This window comes from Corynebacterium sp. LK33 (assembly GCF_014334955.1).
GTDB lineage: Bacteria > Actinomycetota > Actinomycetes > Mycobacteriales > Mycobacteriaceae > Corynebacterium > Corynebacterium jeikeium_D.
Window position 1 is genome coordinate 180981 of record NZ_PDGU01000026.1, and the last position, 20348, is coordinate 201328.

A 20348-nucleotide genomic window follows, 5' to 3' on the forward strand; every position below is an offset into this window, starting at 1 on the left:
TGGCATGAATTCGGCCAAGTCCACCTACGTTCCGGAGCTGACCAGCATCCGAGCCATCGGCGCGTTCGGCGTCCTGCTCACGCATGCCGCGTTTTGGACGGGCAATTACACCGGCGATTGGTGGGGGCGCCTCAACGGTCGATTCGAAATTGGCGTCACCATCTTCTTCGTGCTCAGCGCGTTTCTGCTTACAGGACGTTGGCTCGGTTCGCCTGACGACGTCCCCGCGAACCGACCGGACTTGCGGAAGTATTTCACCAGCCGTGCGAAGAGAGTCCTGCCGGCCTACTGGATTGTGGTCACTGCGGCCTTTCTCATTCACACCGCAGACGACCCACCACCATCTGGTGGAGGGCTACAGGGCTGGTTGCGCACGATGTCGTTTACCCAGACGCTCCAATTCGGCTGGATTCACCCGGGCTTGCCGCAGATGTGGTCGATGGTGGTGGAAGTCGGCTTCTACTTGGTATTGCCGCTGGTGGGGCTTGGCATCTGGACGATCACAAAGGGGCGGCTACGGCCTGGTCCAACGTTGGCCATTATTATTGGTTTTGGCCTCATTGGGCCGGTCTGGACTGTGCTATCGCACCAGGAAAACCTGCTGCCGGTGGTGGCACGGCTGTGGCCGATGGCGTATTTCGACTGGTTCGCCATCGGTATGCTGCTGGCCTACGGTCGAAAGGTCGGATGGCGCGTTAATCTGGCCGCCAGCTGGTTGATAGCTCTGGTGCTGTTCGTTCTATCCACTACTACGCATGTGGGGTCGGCTACCTTGGTGCCAGATGATGTTGACCAGGCTTTGTGGAAGACTACGCTGTATGGCTTGTCCGCAGGCGCATTCGTGGCCCCGATTGCGCTGGGTACGGAAGTAAGGTGGCTTCGTCATCCAGCCTTGATGTGGTTGGGGGAGGTCTCCTACGAGTTCTTCCTCGTCCACGTGTTGGTCATGGACTGGGTAATGAGCTTGATGGGTTATCAGACCTTCCAGGGCTCGATGTTGGCAGTGGCAATTGTCACCACTGCCATCGCCCTGCCATTGTCGTGGCTGCTGCGCCGCATCACTGATGTACTAACGCGGAGGCCAGGGCCTGAGAGCCCGTGGGCTGCCTACTGATCGTCGTCGTCAAGCGGGCCGAGCTCGGCAACGAGCACTTCCTGCGCGACCTTCATTGCGGACAGTGCAGCTGGTGCGCCGCAGTAACCGGAAGCGTGGACAATGGCTTCGGTGATTTCGGTGCGGGTCAGACCGTTGGCGAGAGCGCCCTTGATGTGGCCGCGCAGTTCCTCGGTGGCTCGCAGGGCCACGAGCATTCCAATGTTGAGCAGGGATCGATCACGCTTGGCCAGTCCTTCGCGGCTCCAGACAGAACCCCAGACTGTGGCGGTGATGTGCTTCTGCAGGGTCTCTCCGTCGGAGCCGGCGTTGCGAGAGAGGGCGGCATCGACGAATTCGTCGCCCATTACCTCGCGGCGGATTTGGATACCGGCATCGTAGCGGTCGGAGGAAAAGAGGTCATCATTGGGATTGCTCATGCTTGCTAAGTATAGGACTAGCAATGCGGATAAATTCCGAAATGTCTCCACTAGCTTCACTGCCACGACGCATAACCACGCTGAGGTTGCGAGTAAAAACGGTGTCGGTGGGGACGATGACGATGCGCCCGAGCGTTACCTGATCGCGAATTGCGCCGCGGGCGATGATTGTTGGCGCTGCCAGCGCAATCATGCCAGCGCGCTGTGCCGAAAGGGAGCCAAATTCTCCGGCGGGTTCGGTGAGAGTGCCCAGTGCATCTTCCACCACCTGTCGGCTACCGGAACCCGGTTCGCGAATAACGAGTGGCGTCGCGCGCAGTTCTTCGACGGATATCTCGGCCCGCTCAGCCCACGGATAGCCAGTCGGCACGGCGAGGACCAATTCGTCGGTGCCGATGATTCGTTCTTCGAGGTCGTGCCGACCAGCCTCGCCCTCTACCAGCCCGAAGTCCACCGCACTGTCGGCTACTAGTTGCCGCACCTCACGGGAGTTTGCCTGCACCATCGAAAGTTTGACTGCGGGATGTTGCCGGTGGAACTCTGCGGCCCAGCCGGGGTAGTAGAGCTCAGCGACAGTGTTGGACACCGCAAGGGTGAGGTGGCGGGGAACATTGTCGGAACGCAAGCTGGCGGCAATGCCCGAAAATCTGTGGCAGGCGGCGAGGAGATCTGGGAGGGCGTCGATAAGCACTTGCCCTTTTTCTGTAGGTGAGACGCCGTAAGGGGAGCGTTCGAAGACGGTGATTCCCAGCGTTCTTTCCGCCCGTGCGATGCGTGCGGACATGGTCTGCTGGTTGGTGCCGAGCTCACGCGCGGCCTTCGAGATCGACCCCGCACGGGCGACGGTGAAAAGTGCTTCGAGTTCGGCCACAGCGGAGGGGTACATGCGTCAATGGTACCCCTCACAGAGTTTCGTGATAGCGGTGACTGCAGCAAGAACAAATACGGTATGGGCATGACCAACTCTCCTCGCAGTGATGTGCTTGCGCCCGCCGGGCCTGCGTGGGCAGGATCGCTGATGGGCACCTCCATCTTCGCCACGCTTACGCACATTCATGATGTGCCGGTGGTTCCGGAACTGCTTCTCGTCGTGGCAGGTGGCATTCTCGGTTTCATAGTGGTCGGTTGGTTGCGATTTCGAAACCCGGCTTTTCACTCGAAGTTGCAGGCGCCGTGGGGCATGTTCGCGATGGGCATTATGTCTCTCGGTAGTGCCGCAAGCTCGTTGTTTAACGATTCTGTGTGGCAGCTGGCGTCCTGGTGGATTGGCGCGCCGCTGGCAATCTACGTCAGTCTTCGTCAACTGCGAGGATTCGAAGGCGAGCCGACTTTTCAGTGGGGCCTTGCACTGGTCGCCCCGATGGTGGCGGCGACAAGCGGCGCGCAGCTGAGCGTTGACTACGGCACGTTCTATCACGTCTGCGCACAAATATTCTTTTGGATGGCGTTGATTACCGTTCTGCCGATTTTCGTACGCTGCTACGTCGCGCTGTTCTCCGGCACCATGCGTATCCCCGATTCCATCGCCGGTACTGCCTGGATTCCGCTCGGATTGGTCGGTCAGTCCACGGCCGCTGCCCAGCTGCTTTTCAACCGAACCTTCGCTGTCGCTTACGGTACCACCGTGCTCATTGTCGGTGTCTTCCTCGCCGCAATTGCTTTACGACGATTCACCCGCGCCGTAATCCGTTGGGCGGGATACAGCCCTGGTTGGTGGGGTGCAACCTTCCCCGTGGGCACTCTGAGTCTTGGTACGCACAACCTGGGTGACACTATCGGCGCGCAGTGGCTGTACGCCGTTAGTGCCGGACTGCTGTGTTTATTGGCTGTGCACTGGGTAGCGTGCGTGGCTCGATTTGGTTGGTGGATGCGAGAGCAGGCTGCACAGGTTTAGAGTTCAACGTGTTAAACTCCCCTTAATGAAACTGATTGGCAAGAAGGGGAGAATGGGCGATTCCGCGATAGTGCGCTTGCGTGATGTCGATGTATCAGCTGGCGAACAGAACGTACTCCACATCGACAAACTTGATATTTTCCCGAAGGACATTGTCGCGGTGATGGGGCAGTCAGGATCGGGAAAGACGTCGTTTCTTCGCACATTAAGTCAACAAGGTCTGCGGACCAGCTTTATTATGCAAGACACTTTGGCGTGCCTTAATCCTCTTGTGCGCTGCGATCGGCAAGTGCGAATTCTCGCGCACGACAGTGGTTTCGATGCGCTCGAGGCCTGCGGTATCTCCCGAGAACAGGCTCATCGCTATCCCATGGAGCTCTCCGGAGGTCAGCGTCAGCGTGTCGCAATTGCGGCGGCGCTGGCGACAAAACCGTCGCCTTCGCTGCTGCTTGCCGACGAACCTACTTCCTCGCTGGACCCGATTGCGACTCTTGAGGTAGTAGACGCTCTGCGGAAGCTACATGAGCGCACGCAAACAGCCATTGTTATTGCCACCCACGACGAGGGAGTAGCACGAAAGATTGCTACACGAATCCTCTATTTGGAAAGTGGCACTGTGGAAGAGCGAGTCTGCGCATGATCAGTATCGATGGAGTTACTTGCAAAGGCAGGCTCCTCGATGTCACTCTCACGATTCCGCAGGGAAGAGTGGTTGGCATCATGGGGAGATCGGGAGCGGGCAAGAGTAGCCTAATCAGTCTCCTGACAGGCCAGTTGTGCCCTGACAGCGGCACAGTCACGATGGCACAGGGGACAATTGGCTATATTCCGCAGAACCCAGACGCCACGCTATTGCCACATCGGCCGGTAATCGACAGCATTTGTGAGTTCGCAACTGGGGATGTTCGAGCGATGCTGGAATCTCTGGGGCTCGACCCGGAATTTGCATATCGACGACCCCACGAGCTCTCTGGCGGTCAGCGCCAGCGAATGGCAATTGCACGTGCGCTCATTGGCAAACCGGAACTGATCATTGCCGATGAGGCGTTTTCCGCTCTGGACCGGGATACCGCTTCCATGTTGGAGGAGGTCCTCCTCGGTACTGAAGCGACGGTACTGCTGGTGTCTCATGACATAAACAGCTTGTTGCGACTGTGTAATCACATAATCGTCATGTCAGCAGGGGAAGCGGTCTATAGCGGCCCGGTTGGAGAGCTAGATAAAACCGATATTCCTGAAGTTGTTGAGCTCCTGTCGGCTGCAGAGGAGCTAGCGTCGTGAAGCAGTTGCCCAAAAAGATTCAAGCACTGTTGATTACGCAGCTTCTTTTCAACATCGGCTTTTACCTCGTTGTCCCGTTCATTGCCGTGGAGCTCTCGAACAACTTAGGGGCCAGCGGTGCCGTGGTGGGGCTGGTACTTGGTGTACGAACCTTTAGCCAACAGGGAATGTTCTTCCTCGGCGGCGGACTTGCCGATAGTTTCGGGGCAATCAAAGTGTTGCTCGTTGGAGTTGCGCTTCGCGTTGTAGGTTTCCTGGTAACTGGACTGGCAACCTCCGTGCCAATGATGTTTGTTGGCGTTGTCCTTATTGGCTTTGCGGCCGCACTGTTCTCGCCTGCAGTTGAATCCTTGCTGGCCGGTGGGGGTGCCGAACTCGAGAAACAAGGAGTGTGTACACGGGCACGACTCTTTGCTCTTGACGAAAGCTATTCCCGTTTGGGCTCGCTCACTGGCCCTGTGATTGGTGCGCTGTTGATCCCAATCGGTTTTTCAGCTGTTTCCTTTGCCGGTGCAGCCATCTTTAGCGGCATCTTTGTGATGCATCTGCTGTTAGCGCGGAGATGGGAAGGCGTGCATTCAGCTGGTGGCAGTATGACTGCCGCGTGGGGGCGAATCCTTCGCAATCGAGCGTTCATTGTGTTTGCGGTGTTCTACTCGACCTATTTGCTCGCCTATAACCAGCAGTATTTGGCTCTTCCTGTAGAACTGCGTCGTGCCACAGGTAGCGATGAGTATCTGAGCTGGTTTTTTGTCATCTCAGCGGTATTCGTTATCGGGCTGCAAACCACCGTGACTAAATGGGCAGAAAAACTGTCTTTAGGGGTTGCCATTGGTGGCGGTTTTGGCCTGATGGCCTTTGCCTTCGCCATCATTGCGGTCTGCGCGCCTATCCACATGGAGGGATGGTGGGCCTTAGCCCCGGCAGTGACAATGCTGCTAGTGATGCATCTCGGAATGATGATTGCAGTTCCGATAGCCAAAGACCTCGTCGGAAAACTAACCGGAAACAAGGACCTCGGTTCTGCATACGGTTTTCTCAACAGCTTCGGTGGACTCGCCGTTTTAGTGGGGTCGATTGTGGTTGGCGCCACCTTGGATTGGGCCGAGACCCCACAGTTGTTGGCAGCAGCACCGTGGGCAATCATGACCGTTTTATTGCTGATATCGGCTGTGGGGCTAACCAAACTGAGACAGCAGCACTAGCCAACATCAAATGCACTAGAGAGCGTCAGCCAACTAGATCCCTCCCCAAAAAACTCGACACTTACGAAAGAGAAGTAACTCTATGAATCGAAAAATTGGACTAATTCTGGCCACTGCGGCACTGCCGTTCGGATTGGCCTCCTGCTTTGCGCAGGGGAGCGGTGATGCGGATGCGCTGCGGGTAGCCCTGCAATTCGAACCGGTCGCAGAGTTCTCGCCATACTCCGATGACGCAGTACTGTCGACCCGCGCAGGTGCCACGGAAATGCTTGTGGCGATTGATGACGAGGGCACCGTTAAGCCCGAACTGGCAGAAAAGTGGGAAGTGAAGGATGCCCGCACCGTCGTATTTACTCTGCCGGATGGACTGACTTTCCACGATGGAACGCCAGTCGATGCACAGGCTGTTGCCAACTCACTCACGCATGCCATTGATGCGCCGACGAGGCCAAAGGGGCTCGGCAAGAACCAACTTCAGGCTACGGCCACAGGAGACCGAGAGGTTACTGTCACTTCGGATAAAGATGATCCAATTTTGGTGAAGCGCTTTGCCGATCCGGGAACTATGATTCTCTCACCCGCAGCATTTGAAAGGGACGCACCTGACCCCTTTGGGCATGGTACAGGTCCGTTTGAACTCGAGACGAAGAACCCAGACGGTACCGTATCCGCACGTGCATTCGCCGACTACCGAAACGGTAAGCCGGAAACTGAGACTCTGACATTGTCTTTCATTGGGGATTCCACAGCTCGTACGAATGCACTGCGCGCAGATGAGCAAGACCTGGTCAAGGGGTTGCCAATCTCATCGCTGGGAGGCCTCGATGACGTGGACGTATCTAAGGTGGATTTACCTCGTGTCAATCTCCTGCATTTTAATACCGCAAAAGGCGTGTTTGCCGATGCCGAACTGCGTAAGGAAGTAGCCGCTGCAATCGATCCTGAACCGGTGGTTAGGGACATTTTTGAAGCTCAAGCGGTGAATCCGAAGGGGTCGATTTTTAATCGTTCAGCCTCTTGGGCGGCAGCAACTCCTGAGACCACTGTGAAGCCGGGGCCGAATGGCAAGGGGAAGGAAATCCGCTTGGCTACGTGGGATTCCCGTGCGGAGCTGCCCGAAGTTGCCAATCTTGTTGCGGATCAGCTGCGCAAGATGGGATTCACAGTCGACATCACGGTAGCCGACTACAACTCTTTGGAAGCAGACATGCTCGAGGGGAACTTTGATGTCATCGTCGGTTCCCGCAATTACATGCTCGGTGCGGCTGACCCGATCAGCTTCCTACAATCCGACTTCACCTGTGAGAGCTCTTATAACCTCTCGCAGCTGTGTAACCAGACCATAGATGTTGATATTGAGAAGGCCGCTGAGCTTGGCGACGATGAGGAGCGCCTGTCGGCAGCAGCTCGAATCGGCGCGGAAATTGTTGCAGATGGTGCAGTAGTTCCGCTGTCTCATGAAAAATCGCTAATCGGTGCGAAGAATGTTCGTGGTATCGCACTCGATCCGATGGAGCGCCACCTGATTACAGAGAAGACGGCTAAGTGATTCGGAAAGCTTTCGCGGTAGTTGCCTCAGTTGTGGGACTTCTCGTCCTCACGGCCCTGTTGCCGTGGTTGACAGGACGGGAACCCGCATACGCCGTTCTGCGTGCACGTGAGCGGGAACGGGAGATAACACCGGATCTTATTGAAGCTGTTCGCAGAGAATATGGCCTGCCGACAACGCCGTGGGAGTCGCTCCAGCAGTGGACGACAAATATTCTTCACGGTGACTTTGGTACCTCGTGGGTAACCGGACAAGATGCTTTCGCTCAGGCCGTGAACGGCTTCGGTATTACGTTCGCATTGACTGCGGCTTCCATGGCGTTGTGCGTCGTCGTTGCGCTGGCGCTCGTACTTCCACGGATTGCAGGATTGCGAGCCGGAAAATGGATACCGAGCGTGCTAGCGGTTCTCGCCGCACTGCCAAACTTTGTGGTGGCGGTTTTACTGCTGTGGTGGTTGGCTGTTGAACTGCGCATGTTTCCGGTAGGCGGTTGGGCATCACCTGCGCATATGGTGCTGCCAGTGCTGGCAATTGGCCTGCCCGCCGCGGGGCTCTATGGGCGTGTGTTGCTGATTTCAGCTGATACTGCGTTGTCAGAACCCTGGGTAGAGTCATGGCGCACCAATGGCGTTCCAAAATCAACAATTGTTCGATTTGTCACTTGGCGTAGCCTGCTGCCGACACTGTCACAGTTGACGCTGTTCTTTGCGGGCACGTTATCGGCCACCGCAGCAATTGAGGTCACCTTTCATTTGCCGGGTTTTGGGCGGAACGTGGTTGCGGCTGCTACTGCGGGCGATATTCCCGTTCTGCAAGCTGCGGTGACTGTGGTGTTGGGGATTGGCATAATCTGTGGACTCGTGGCTCAGGCAATACGGGGGCAGTATGCGCGGAAGCTGCGAGGAAGCATCGCCACTGTTGGCCGGCCTACAGGGGGTGGACGTTTCTGGAGTCTCATCCTGTCGATTATTCCTATCGTGCTAATTGCGCTGGGAATTCCCCGCAGCGCGGACATCGACTCTGCGAAACGCTTCATTTCACCGTCCTGGCAACACCCACTGGGTACCGATCAGCTTGGTCGTGACATTTGGGCGCGGCTTGCCGACGGTATCGGTGCCACTATCGGAACTGCAATCCTGGTGACCGTAGTGTGCGCACTCATCGCCCTTGTGATTGGGCATCTAGGGGCATCAGTGCAGTTCTTCGGAGATGCCATGAATGCGGTACCCGCAATATTGCTGGGACTTATTCTGGCTGGAGTCTTGGGCCGATCGATGCTGACAGCTGCGATAGCGGTGTTTTTGGTCGGGTGGATTCCACTGGCTGCACATTGCGTCGAAGTCGCTAACGAAGCCGCTGCATCCGGGCACTACCGATTTGCGCAAACCATGGGGGCCAGCCGTTGGCACCTTTTGAAGCTGCATGTTCTTCCCATGACCATTCCAGCAGTAGCCCGCCATGCCGTAACCAGGATTGCCCATAATGCTATCGCCCTTGCAGCTCTCGGCTTCCTCGGCGTAGGCGCAGGTGTTGGCAGTCCAGATTGGGGCGTAATCCTCAACGAATCCACGCAATATCTCGAGCGGGCGCCGTGGTTAGCGTGGGGGCCAATGATTGGACTAGCCAGCCTCGGTGTTGCCGCAACCATTGCTACCGACCGATTCGTCGGCAAGCGGCAGGCTGATTAGCCCAGCTCTACCCGCCCGTGGCGGTTCTGGTCTTCTCGTGGCGCAATACCCAGCGCGGCGGCGGGGAACAGAGCCGTGACGGCAAACAGTGCGGGGAAACCCGCAGCGGCCACAATCGCACCCGAAACCGGAGGCGTTGCAGCGTAGATAATGTTCTGGAACGTGTTCTGCGTACCCATAGCGCGTCCGGACCAGAAGGGGCCTGCGTATTCAGCAACTGCGGTGAAGGCAAGACCATTCGGGCTGACCACGGCAACGGCCAGTGCGCAGACCAGCACAGTGCCAAGTGTGCGCCAATCAGCCCAGCTGGCAATCATCATTGCGACAGCCAGGATAAAAGTCGCACCCGAGACCCAGCGGTAGGGGCGGATGCGGGACCGAACGCGGTCGGAGACCACACCCATCAGTGCTCGCGATCCGGCACCGAGCAGCTGTGCGACCATCACAACCGTGCCCGCCGTGCTATCGGCATAACCCACGGACAACAGCCACACCAGAATGTAGGCGCCCATCATCGACTGCGGCCAGGACAGCAGCGCCGAGGCGATATGGATGCGCACAAGGTATTTGCCGTCGCGGTAAGGGCTGGCCGTGACGGTGGGGTTCGAGGCATCAGGGCGCGGGGGATTCTTTACTCCAACCAGCACAAGCAACGCCAGCACAGCACACAGAATTGCGGGCATCGCGAGTGCGACACCGATGCTGTAGTTCTGCGCGAGAGGGTGCAGGGTTACCGCTGATAGTGCAGCGCCAAGGGGCTGAGCCATTTGGCGAATGCCCATCGCAGTACCGCGTTGATGCGGCGGATACCAGCCCGACACCACGCGGCCGGATGCAGAATTCACGCTCGCCGCCGCACATCCAGCGAGGAAGAGCGCAGCCCCGAGCAGGGCCGGGCTTGACGACGAAGCCAGCGCCGCAAGCCCCGTCGTCAAGGCGGTAGAAGTCAAGCCTGCGAACAGAGCTGCGCGTTCGCCGTAGCGGTCGACAAACCAGCCCCAGGCGATGAGTGTGAAAACAATACCGGCCGCCGGCATTGCTGCGACGAGACCGGCGGCGGAGAGGCTTAAACCGTTTTCCTGCAGGGATGGGATGAGAAAAGGCACACCCATGTGAACGACGGACGAACCGACCGCCGCGAACATGGACAGAAGTAGGACAAGGTGACGGTAAGCGGGCATTACAGTCGGGAGCTCATCTCCTCAGCGGCGGCGAGAACCTTTGCGCCCCAGCATTCATAGGGCGACGGAGTCATGCGCTCCACGGGGCCGGAGACGGACAGGACTGCAATCATGCGGTGGTTGCCGTCGAAAACCGGGGCGGAGACAGAAGCGAGTGCGGGGTCGCGCTCGCCCATGGATTCGGACCAGCCGAGACGTCGGCAGTCGTCGAGGTCCTGTTCGTTGAAGTCGGCATCGGGCAGCATGCGCTCAGCGAGATTGGCCGGGCCAAAAGCCAGGAGAACGCGTGCGGCGGAACCGGCGGTCAGTGGCATGCGAGAGCCAACTGGCACGGTGTTACGCAGGCCGGTGGCGGGCTCCATGGAGGCAATGCAGGTGCGGGTGTCGCCGGTGAGACGGTAGAGCTGCACGGACTCTCCGGTGACCTCTACCAGCTTCGGCAGGATGTGCGCTGCGGCGTCGGCAAGCAGGTCAGTTGTGACGGGCGTGATCTCGGTGAGCCCGGGGCCCGTCGTCCAGCGGCCGTCCGGAGTGCGGGTGACAAGGCGGTGCACTTCCAACGCCGTGGCCAGCCGATGGGCGGTGGCGCGGGGCAGGCCGGTGTCGTCGCAGAGCTCGGCGAGGGTGCGTGGAGTTTCTGCAACAGACTTGAGAATGAGTACCGAACGGTCGAGAACTTTAATACCACTTAGAGCTGGCGTCTCGGATGTGCTAATCTGTCCCATGCCATGATATTAACATCTCATTCCTTGAGATAAAAGAGATATATCCGGAAGGCGGCTCACCCACTATGCGCACCACGGACACCAGCCCGAAGACTCTGGCCGAGAAAGTCTGGCGTGACCACGTAGTCAAGCAAGGCGACAACGGCGAACCAGATTTGATTTATATCGATCTGCACCTCGTCCACGAGGTTACCTCGCCACAGGCTTTTGATGGCCTCCGTCTGGCAGGGCGCAAGGTGCGCCGCCCGGATTTGACCATCGCAACCGAGGACCACAACGTTCCGACTACTGTCGCCGGCGGCAAAATCAATCTGATTGAGGAACCGACCTCTCGTACCCAGATTGCCACACTGCGCAAGAACGCTGAGGAGTTCGGTATCCGCCTGCATCCGATGGGCGACCGCGAGCAGGGTATCGTGCACGTCGTCGGCCCACAGCTGGGCCTGACTCAGCCGGGCACCACCGTCGTCTGTGGTGACTCGCATACCGCCACCCACGGGGCTTTCGGTGCTATGGCCTTCGGTATCGGTACCTCCGAGGTTGAGCACGTTCTGGCTACCCAGACCCTGCCGCTGAAGCCTTTCAAGACCATGGCGGTCAACGTCACCGGCGAACTGCAGGATGGTGTTACCGCCAAGGATTTGATTCTGGCGATTATCGCCAAGATTGGCACCGGCGGTGGTCAGGGCCACGTTATTGAGTACCGCGGCGAGGCCATCGAGAAGCTGTCGATGGAAGCTCGCATGACCATCTGCAACATGTCCATCGAAGCCGGTGCCCGCGCCGGCATGATTGCTCCGGACGAGACCACCTTCGAATACCTGAAGGGGCGCCCGCACGCGCCGCAGGGCGAGCAGTGGGACGAGGCTGTCGCATACTGGAAGTCCCTGGTTACTGACGAGGACGCGAAGTTCGACAAGGTCGTCGAAATCGACGGTTCCGCGCTGACCCCATTCGTTACCTGGGGTACCAACCCGGGCCAGGGCGTGCCGCTGGGTGAGACCGTGCCGGACCCGGAGTTCATCGCTGAGGACTCCGACCGCATCGCCGCCGAACGTGCACTGGAGTACATGGATCTGAAGCCGGGCACCCCGATGCGCGACGTTAAGGTCGACGTTGTCTTCGTCGGTTCCTGCACCAACGGCCGCATCGAGGACATGCGCGCCGTCGCCGACGTGCTGAAGGACCGCAAGGTTGCCGACGGCGTCCAGATGCTCATCGTGCCGGGCTCCGCAAAGGTCCGCGCACAGGCTGAAGAAGAGGGGCTGGGCAAGATCTTCGAAGAGGCAGGCGCTGAATGGCGCATGCCGGGCTGCTCCATGTGCCTGGGCATGAACCCGGATCAGCTGACCCCGGGCCAGCGTTGCGCTTCGACCTCCAACCGCAACTTCGAGGGCCGTCAGGGCAAGGGTGGTCGTACCCACCTGGTTAGCCCTGCCGTCGCCGCAGCTACCGCCGTCGCCGGTCACTTCGCAGCACCGGCTGATCTCTAACTGACTCTCACTGCCGATCTTTGTACGACAGACCCAAGCAGAACTTCTAAGGATCTTTCACCATGGAAAAGTTTGATACTCACACCGGCGTCGGCGTTCCCCTGCAGCGATCCAACGTCGACACTGACCAGATCATCCCGGCCGTCTACCTAAAGCGCGTCACCCGCACCGGATTCGAGGATGGCCTGTTCAGCAACTGGCGCAATAACGAATCCGACTTCGTGCTCAACCGCCCGGAATACGCAAAGGGCTCCGTCCTCGTAGCAGGGCCGGACTTCGGTACCGGTTCTTCCCGCGAGCACGCCGTGTGGGCCCTGATGGACTACGGTTTCCGCGTCGTCATCTCCTCCCGCTTCGCCGATATCTTCCGTGGCAATGCCGGCAAGGCGGGGCTGCTCGCCGCACAGATGCAGCAGTCCGATGTCGAGCTGCTGTGGAAGCTGCTGGAGGCTAACCCTGGCATGGAGCTCACCGTCAACCTGGAGACCCGCACCGTCGAGGCCGGTGAGCAGGTCTTCCCGTTCGAGGTCGACGACTACACCCGCTGGCGTCTGATGGAAGGGCTTGACGACGTCTCCCTGACCCTGCGCAACGAAGCGGACATTGTGGCCTACGAGAAGAGTCGTCCGGCCCACAAGCCGAAGACGCTGTAGGTCAAAAAATGCTCTAGTCCAATCCGCGGTAGGCGTTAGACTTGCCGTATGTATCTGGCAATCACTAAACACTCTCGGCTCGGTGAATCTTCGCCTGCTGAATCGGCACGCGATTTGGGATTTATTTTGCGAAAGCATCCCGATCGCGTGCATGAGTCCGAGTTAAAGTTCGGTGTTGCCAGAGTCTTTTTCCCCACGGCTACCGATGCCGAATGCACGGCAGCCCTTTGGGTTGATATTGACCGCGATGAGCTGCTGAAACTCAAGCAGTACCGCGCTGATACGTTCAATCTGACCGGCTACATCAATGACCGGCAATGGGCCGCGTCATCGCTTATGACAGTGGCGCTGAAGTCCGTCTTCTCCACGGCGATGGTCATGGAAAAGCCCTCGCCTTACGACGAAACCCCGAGCGACCTCACCGCGACAGTCGCCGCGGTACCCGGCACCGAGGAAGAAATCCGGGCTCTGTTCGAACCGCTGGGGTGGAACGTCGCCTGCGATTTTTCGAACAATATTGCCGGCCAGAAGTTCTCACCGACGATAACGCTTTCGGGTAGAGCAACCGTCCGCGATTTGCTCAATCACCTGTATATTCTGCTGCCCGTCCTCGACGGTGGGAAACACTATTGGGTCGATGACCGGGAAATCGACAAGCTCGCCGCCCGTGCGCAGGACTGGCTACCGGAGCACCCGGAGCGGGAGAAAATCCTGGGGCGCTACCTTGCGGATCAAAAAGGCCTGGTCAACGAAGCCGTCGTGAAGCTTGCTGGGGAAGCCGCTGCAATCGAACTGCCCCGCGGTGACCAGCCAGCCAAGCCACTTAATCGACAGCGCCAAGAGCGAGTACTGCGTGAAGTACTTAGCCTGCGCCCGCGCAGTGTAGTCGACATCGGCTGCGGTTCCGGCGTGCTACTGGGGCCGATGCTGGAGAATCCGCGAATCGCGCAGATCGTTGGTACCGATGTTTCTGTGGGGGAGCTTCGTAAGGCGCACAAGGCGCTGAACCTAGATCGCATGCCGGAGCGCCAAGCCGCGCGGGTTGAGCTTTTCCAATCCTCGGTCACCTATGCCGATGAGCGCATTGCGAACATGGACGTGGCAATCCTGATGGAGGTCATCGAGCACATTGATGCCGACCGGCTGCCCGCGTTGGAGAACAACGTCTTTGGGCTCGCACGCCCGCAGTATGTCATCGTCACCACCCCAAATAGTGACTACAACGCTTGCTACCCAAACCTAGAGCCTGGACAGTTCCGGCACCTCGATCACCGTTTCGAGTTCAGCCGCGCGGAATTTCGTCAGTGGGCCAGGGGCGTGGCCGAGAAGTTCGGTTATCTGGTGGACTTCGACGGTATTGGGGACGTGCACGAAAATTACGGCCAACCAACACAAATGGCGGTCTTTTCCTACGACTTCACCGCAGCAGAGGAGAGCTAACTATGAGTACCATCTCACTTCCTAACCTCAGCTTGGTCATGCTGGTCGGTGTCTCCGGTGCTGGAAAGTCGACCTTTGCGGCACGACACTTCGGCCCGTTTGAAGTCGTATCCTCGGATACTTGTCGCGGCATTGTTTCCAACGATCCGAATAACCAGGCGGCGACGGCGCCTGCTTTTGAGCTGCTGGAGACGATCGTCGGCAAGCGGCTGGAAGCAGGCTTACTCACCGTGGTCGATGCGACGAATGTGAAACCGCAGGACCGCGCCCGGCTCGTGAAGCTGGCGCGCAGACACCATGCGCTCAGTGCTGCTATCGTTTTGAATCTTCCGTTGGCGGAGGTGAAGGAGCGGCACAGGCAGCGCACTGACCGCAACTTCAGAGTAGAGGTGTTGGAGCGCCAGCACCGTGACCTGCGCCGAGGGCTCAAGCACCTGAAGCGCGAGAAGATTCACAACGTTTTCATCTTGAATTCCGCGGAGGAAATCGACAACGTCACCATTGAACGTGTGCCGCTGAAGGTCGATCGCAGCGATCTCCACGGCCCTTTCGACATCATCGGCGATGTCCACGGTTGCTTCGACGAGCTGACCGCACTGCTGGAGAAGCTCGGCTACGAGCTCTCGGCGGATGGCAGCAATGCTCATCACCCAGATGGCCGCAAGACCATTTTCGTTGGTGACCTCGTTGACCGCGGCCCCAATAGCCCAGCCGTCTTGAAGCTGGTCATGGGGATGGTCTCGGACGGCAATGCTCTCTGCGTGCCCGGAAACCACGACTCTAAGTTGGTGCGCGCCCTCGACGGCCACAACGTCACCACGGGCCACGGGCTGGCCGAAACGCTCACTCAGCTCGCAGGCGAAAGTGAGGAGTTCCGGAAAGACGTCCGCGACTTCATCGACCACCTGCCTGTGCACTACGTGCTTGATGACGGAGCCCTGGTCGTAGCCCACGCGGGACTGCCTGAGCACCTCCATGGCAGGGCCTCTGGAAAAGTCCGCGAGTTCGCGCTCTACGGTGCGACTACTGGCAAGCTCGATGAAAATGGCCTGCCAGAACGTCTGGATTGGGCGGCGGACTACCGCGGTGCCGCCCGTGTTGTCTATGGCCACATGGAAGCGGACCGTTTGCGCTGGGTCAATAACACCATGTGCATCGACACCGGTTGCGTATTCGGCGGTAAGCTCTCTGCACTGCGCTATCCCGAACTAGAAAACGTGCAGGTCGATGCAAAGCAGACGTGGTGGGAGGCCCCATCCCGCAAGACCACCAACCGACCGGAGTCCGAGCTGCGTATCACTGACGTGTTAGACGTCGATGGTATCCAGACTGGGCGCCATGGACGCATCCGCATTGATAGTGACCGCGCGGCTGCAGCGCTGGAAACCATCAGCCGTTTCACGCTCGCGCCGGAGAGAATTCCTTACCTGCCACCGACCATGTCACCGGCGCCGACCTCACAGCGGGAAGGCTTCCTGGAACACCCGGAGGAGGCATTCCGCTACTACGCTGAACACACTGACCAGGTCATTTGTCAGGAAAAGCACATGGGTTCCCGAGCTGTGCTCTGCCTGATTCGGCCAGGAGCAAAGACCCGTTTCGGTGCTAGCACCTACGCATATACCCGGACGGGGCGTGCCTTCTTCGACGGTAAGAATCCAGCACTCGACGAAATGACCAAGGCCGCAGAGCGCGCCGGGCTTTTCGACCAATTCGGCGACTGGGTCCTGCTCGACGGCGAAGTATTGCCTTGGAATCTCAAGGCGCAAGGGCTTATCGACGACATCTATGCACCCACTGCTGCCGCCGGTATTGGTGCTGCCAGACAGCTCGCGGCCGCTCTGCAGGCAGCTACCGGCAGGAGAATAGAGGTCGGCGGTCCCGCTCCAGAACAGACTCTGGACGAGCTCGAGAAGTTCCGCGCTGCTTACAACCGCTATGTCGACAGCGACAACAAGATTCAGTTCGCACCCTTCCAAGTGCTGGCAAGTGAGGATGCCACCTGGCACTACAAGCCGCACTCATGGCACTTGGATATCGCGAACCAGCTGGTAGCAGCTGACAGTGAGATCTACCGGCAGACGCGCTGCTTCGTCCTCGACCCCAGTGACCCGGAACAGGTGAAGGCCGCATCGCAGTGGTGGTTGCAACTGACAGAGTCGGGCGGGGAGGGGGCCGTCGTCAAGCCAATGGAAAACGCGGCAGTGGACCGCCAGGTGCAGCCCGGTATGAAGGTGCGGGGGCGGGAGTATCTGCGCATGATTTATGGGCGTGACTACCTGCACCCGCAGCGTCAAGAGCAGTTGAAGCGGCGAAATCTGCAGCACAAGCAGTCCTCAGCGCTGCGCGAGTATGCCCTCGGCATTGAGTCGCTGGAGCGTCTAGCGGCGGGCGAGCCTCTGCATCGAATCCACGTCCCTGTCTTCGGCGTGTTGGCGCTGGAGTCAGAGCCGATGGATCCGAGGTTGTAGGACCTACTTCACCGGCAGCGCCGAGGCGTAGTAATCAGCCGTGGTCATTACACCGTCGTTGAATCCCAGCACCCAGGCAGAGCCCTTCTTGCACAGGATTTCCTCGTCGAAGGGCAGGGTGCCCTCAGCGGACCAGGCGGCAAGCAGGTCTGGGATGGTGATGCCCTGAGAGCAGATGACGCTGACTCCGCCTAGCGCGACAATGTCTTCGAATGCCTTCTTGGACTCAACCTGGTTGGCAATCCAGTGCTCGTCGCCAAGCCGTTCGTCGACTGTGACCTGCATGCCCAGCTCTGCGGCGAGTGGCGCGACGGTGTCCTGGCAACGCACGGGCTCGGCGGAGTAGATCCGCTCGGGGCGGAAGCCTTCCAGGGCAGAGACGAGCAGTTCCGCTTGACGACGTCCCTTCTTATCCAGTGGCCGCAGTGCATCATTGCCGTTCCAGTTGGTGCGACGGTGCGCACGCCCATGGCGAACCAGAATGAGACGGGTGTCCGGTTCCTTGTTCATGCGCTTGCGGGCCTTGACCAGCACGTCGCGGTCGAGGTCGTAGGACAGCAGCTCCTCGGCTTCGTCCCAGGCGACCCAACGAAGCTCGTTGACCTCGGAGTTCTGTTCGAATTCGCCGTCTAGAACCTCAGCGGTCCAGTACCAGACCAGCTTCGTGCGTCCGGCGACAGGGTAAGAGACGTTGCCGACGAGCTTGCCCAGACGGACGCGGTAGCCGGTCTCTTCCCAGATTTCGCGGACGGCGGTGGCAATGAGGTTCTCGCCGGCGTCGAGCTTGCCTTTCGGCAGCGACCAGTCGTCGTAGGAGGGACGGTGAATCACGCAGATTTCAGGGTTGTGGACATCGCCGCGCCATAGAACCGCGCCGGCCGCGAAGGTCGGCTTGGTGACATCCTGACCTGGCTTCGTTGGAATCTGGCGCAGGCGACCGGTCACGGAGGTATCGCCCTTGAGGTCCTTGTCCTCTTCGTGCATCATCGTGAATTCCCTTTCAATCCTTTGTCGCCGACCTAGTTTAGTATCGCAGTGTGAGAACGTCTCGCTAGACTTGTTGGAGATTAGAGACTAACGGAGGAAGGTCGCGGCGATGGTGCAGGTTTCAGTGATGGGTGCGGGCTCGTGGGGCACGACGCTCGCCAAGGTTTTTGCTGATGCGGGCAATCCTGTACGGCTCTGGTCGCGACGTGCGGAGCAGGCACAGCGTATTCAGATCAGCCGCGAAAACCACGACTACCTGCCTGGCCTGGGGCTGCCGCGCAACATCGAAGCCACCTCGGATGCAGAGGCCGCGCTGAAGGGCGCGGATGTGGTGGTGCTGGGTGTGCCCTCGCAGACTCTGCGTGACAACCTCAAGGTCTGGAAGGACTTCATCGGGACGGAGACGATTCTGCTCAGCCTGGCCAAGGGTGTGGAGCGCGAGACACATCTGCGCATGAGTGAGGTCATTGCGGAGGTCACAGACCTGCCAGCAGAGCGTATTGCGGTGCTGTCCGGCCCGAACCTCGCCCGCGAGGTTGCGATGGAGCAGCCAGCGGCAACGGTCATTGCTTGCGCTGATGAGAACAATGCCAAGATGATTCAGGCGGCAGTTGCCACTAATTACTTCCGCCCGTACACCAACACCGATGTGATCGGCTGCGAAATCGGCGGTGCCTGCAAGAACGTCATTGCGTTGGCCTGCGGTATGGCCGCTGGTCAAGGATTGGGTGAGAACACGCTGGCAACCATCATCACCCGTGGCCTGGCGGAAATCACGCGTCTGGGCGACGCGGTTGGTGCAGAAGATAAGACTTTCGCGGGATTGGCGGGCCTCGGTGACTTGGTGGCCACTTGTTCCTCGCCGCTGTCGCGTAACCGCACCTTCGGTGACCGTCTCGGTCGCGGTGACACGATGGAGCAGGCGCAGCACGCCACGCGCGGTCAGGTGGCTGAGGGTGTGATTTCTTCAATCTCGGTCCGTGACCTCGCTCGTCGCAATGGCGTGGAAATGCCAATTACTGAGGCCGTTTACGCCGTCTGCCACGAAGGCGCGAAGGTCGATGAGACAATTCGCAAGCTGATGGGGCGAAGCCGCAAGTCGGAGTAACCACTTCAACGAGGTCGGGGCTAAACTAAGTCACCATGACTTCGTCGAATAGCTCGTCTGCAGATCGCATTTCCGTCGCCGTCATCTACGGTGGTGCAAGCCCTGAGCACAGCGTCTCCTGTGTCTCGGCCGGCGCAATTATGGATCACCTGGATGAGGACCGCTTCCGAGTGGTTCCCATTGGTATTACCAAGGATGGTGTCTGGACCGTCGGTACGCGTGAGACGGATACGCTGCGCACGCAGGGGCGTACGATGCCGGAGGTCATCCCGGGCGAGGAAGTTGCGCTGAGCACCTCGCCGTCACGCCGCGGTGAATTCCGCTTCGTCACCGGTGATCGCGCCGGCGAGGTTTTCGACACCGTCGACGTTATCTTCCCGGTCCTCCACGGTCCGCACGGCGAGGACGGCACGATTCAGGGGCTCTTTGAGCTTTCCGGCATTGCTTATGTCGGCCCGGGCGTGCTCGCTTCCGCTGCGGGAATGGATAAGGAACGCACGAAGAATCTCTTGCAGGCAGCGGGGCTTCCTATTGGCAAGCAGGTTGTTTTGCACGTCGGCGAGTCGCTTTCCGACGAGGACAAGGAGACCCTTGGCCTGCCGGTGTTCGTTAAACCTGCCCGTGGTGGATCGTCGATTGGTATCTCCCGCGTCGATGATTGGGCGAATCTGGATGCGGCGGTAGAGCTGGCCCGAGAGCACGACTGGAAGGTCATTGTAGAGGCCGGTGTAGACGGCGCCGAAGTGGAGATTGGTGTGCTGCAGCGCGCTGACGGCAGCCTGCAGGTATCAGTTCCGTCGTTGCTGCGTGGCACGGAGGACTCTGACGAGGGCTTCTACGGTTTTGAGACCAAGTACTTGGATGATGTCGTCTCGGCGCAGATCCCGGCTGAGCTGCCGGAGGATGTTTTGAAGGCACTGGACAAGGATGCTCGTCGGGCGTTCAGGGCACTGGGCTCTGATGGGCTGACTCGCGTGGACTTCTTTGTCACGGATAATGGCCCGATTATCAATGAGGTCAACACCATGCCGGGCTTTACCCCGATTTCGATGTACCCGCAGATGTTTGCGGCTTCCGGTGTTGCCTACGAGGAGCTGCTCAGCGCCCTGATTGAGCGGGCGCTGGTAGCTCGTCGATAGA

18 protein-coding genes are annotated in these 20348 nt (G+C 59.1%); 13 read left to right on the plus strand and 5 right to left on the minus strand.

From position 1 onward, the window contains the following. The first annotated feature begins 4 nt into the window (after window positions 1-4). Window positions 5-1114 (plus strand): acyltransferase, encoded by a 1110-nt coding sequence (locus CRD20_RS09680; protein WP_187405317.1) that lies wholly within the window; start codon window positions 5-7, stop codon window positions 1112-1114. On the opposite strand, the gene CRD20_RS09685 is transcribed toward CRD20_RS09680, so the two are convergent. Both CRD20_RS09685 and CRD20_RS09690 read right to left on the minus strand, forming a co-directional pair. Beyond that, the gene (locus CRD20_RS09685) at window positions 1108-1533 is read right to left on the minus strand and encodes a carboxymuconolactone decarboxylase family protein (protein ID WP_016422516.1); all 426 of its coding nucleotides are present in this window, start codon (window positions 1531-1533) and stop codon (window positions 1108-1110) included. The genes CRD20_RS09680 and CRD20_RS09685 overlap by 7 nt on opposite strands. Further along, complete coding sequence (locus tag CRD20_RS09690) at window positions 1517-2419, minus strand: LysR family transcriptional regulator (protein ID WP_187405318.1); 903 nt, start codon at window positions 2417-2419, stop codon at window positions 1517-1519. The genes CRD20_RS09685 and CRD20_RS09690 overlap by 17 nt, the downstream gene beginning before the upstream one ends. Window positions 2420-2488: 69 nt before the next feature. Between CRD20_RS09690 and CRD20_RS09695 the strand changes: the two genes are divergently transcribed. The 6 genes from CRD20_RS09695 (at window position 2489) to CRD20_RS09720 (ending at window position 9150) form a co-directional block, all read left to right on the plus strand. Then, entirely contained in the window at window positions 2489-3427 is a 939-nt protein-coding gene (locus tag CRD20_RS09695; protein ID WP_255468817.1) for a TDT family transporter, read from the plus strand. Window positions 3428-3479: 52 nt separating this feature from the next. Next, window positions 3480-4067 carry an ATP-binding cassette domain-containing protein gene (locus CRD20_RS09700; RefSeq protein ID WP_016422519.1) on the plus strand — a complete coding sequence of 196 codons (588 nt, stop codon included), beginning with the start codon at window positions 3480-3482 and terminating at the stop codon, window positions 4065-4067. Further along, entirely contained in the window at window positions 4064-4708 is a 645-nt protein-coding gene (locus CRD20_RS09705; RefSeq protein ID WP_016422520.1) for an ABC transporter ATP-binding protein, read from the plus strand. Before CRD20_RS09700 ends, CRD20_RS09705 begins: the two co-directional genes overlap by 4 nt. Then, window positions 4705-5913, plus strand: coding sequence for an MFS transporter (locus tag CRD20_RS09710; RefSeq protein ID WP_187405320.1), 1209 nt, complete (start codon window positions 4705-4707; stop codon window positions 5911-5913). Before CRD20_RS09705 ends, CRD20_RS09710 begins: the two co-directional genes overlap by 4 nt. An 82-nt stretch (window positions 5914-5995) precedes the next feature. After that, window positions 5996-7462 carry an ABC transporter substrate-binding protein gene (locus tag CRD20_RS09715; protein ID WP_187405321.1) on the plus strand — a complete coding sequence of 489 codons (1467 nt, stop codon included), beginning with the start codon at window positions 5996-5998 and terminating at the stop codon, window positions 7460-7462. After that, the gene (locus CRD20_RS09720) at window positions 7459-9150 is read left to right on the plus strand and encodes an ABC transporter permease subunit (protein ID WP_187405322.1); all 1692 of its coding nucleotides are present in this window, start codon (window positions 7459-7461) and stop codon (window positions 9148-9150) included. Before CRD20_RS09715 ends, CRD20_RS09720 begins: the two co-directional genes overlap by 4 nt. Here the strand turns inward: CRD20_RS09720 and CRD20_RS09725 are convergent. Then, window positions 9147-10331 carry an MFS transporter gene (locus CRD20_RS09725; RefSeq protein ID WP_147719077.1) on the minus strand — a complete coding sequence of 395 codons (1185 nt, stop codon included), beginning with the start codon at window positions 10329-10331 and terminating at the stop codon, window positions 9147-9149. The two genes, CRD20_RS09720 and CRD20_RS09725, sit on opposite strands and share 4 nt — an antisense overlap. Beyond that, window positions 10331-11056 carry an IclR family transcriptional regulator gene (locus CRD20_RS09730; protein WP_016422526.1) on the minus strand — a complete coding sequence of 242 codons (726 nt, stop codon included), beginning with the start codon at window positions 11054-11056 and terminating at the stop codon, window positions 10331-10333. Before CRD20_RS09730 ends, CRD20_RS09725 begins: the two co-directional genes overlap by 1 nt. 65 nt (window positions 11057-11121) lie before the next feature. On the opposite strand from CRD20_RS09730, the gene leuC reads away from it, so the two are divergent. From leuC to CRD20_RS09750, 4 genes are all read left to right on the plus strand, one after another. After that, entirely contained in the window at window positions 11122-12549 is a 1428-nt protein-coding gene (leuC, locus tag CRD20_RS09735; protein WP_069358793.1) for a 3-isopropylmalate dehydratase large subunit, read from the plus strand. A 62-nt stretch (window positions 12550-12611) separates the two neighbouring features. Next, a complete protein-coding gene (gene leuD / locus CRD20_RS09740; protein ID WP_069358792.1) occupies window positions 12612-13202 on the plus strand; it encodes a 3-isopropylmalate dehydratase small subunit in 591 nt (196 codons plus the stop codon). A 48-nt stretch (window positions 13203-13250) separates the two neighbouring features. Further along, entirely contained in the window at window positions 13251-14642 is a 1392-nt protein-coding gene (locus tag CRD20_RS09745) for a 3' terminal RNA ribose 2'-O-methyltransferase Hen1 (protein WP_187405323.1), read from the plus strand. Window positions 14643-14644: 2 nt separating this feature from the next. Continuing rightward, on the plus strand, window positions 14645-17113 hold the full coding sequence (locus tag CRD20_RS09750; protein WP_069358790.1) for a polynucleotide kinase-phosphatase: 2469 nt from the start codon (window positions 14645-14647) through the stop codon (window positions 17111-17113). Window positions 17114-17116: 3 nt separating this feature from the next. On the opposite strand, the gene CRD20_RS09755 is transcribed toward CRD20_RS09750, so the two are convergent. After that, complete coding sequence (locus tag CRD20_RS09755) at window positions 17117-18097, minus strand: NUDIX hydrolase (RefSeq protein WP_180802939.1); 981 nt, start codon at window positions 18095-18097, stop codon at window positions 17117-17119. A 112-nt stretch (window positions 18098-18209) separates the two neighbouring features. On the opposite strand from CRD20_RS09755, the gene CRD20_RS09760 reads away from it, so the two are divergent. Then, window positions 18210-19208, plus strand: a complete 999-nt coding sequence (locus tag CRD20_RS09760) for an NAD(P)H-dependent glycerol-3-phosphate dehydrogenase (protein ID WP_069358788.1) — start codon at window positions 18210-18212, stop codon at window positions 19206-19208. Between the two features lie 35 nt (window positions 19209-19243). Continuing rightward, window positions 19244-20347: a D-alanine--D-alanine ligase family protein gene (locus CRD20_RS09765; protein WP_069358787.1), complete on the plus strand. Its 1104-nt coding sequence runs from the start codon at window positions 19244-19246 to the stop codon at window positions 20345-20347. The last annotated feature ends 1 nt before the right edge of the window (window position 20348 follow it).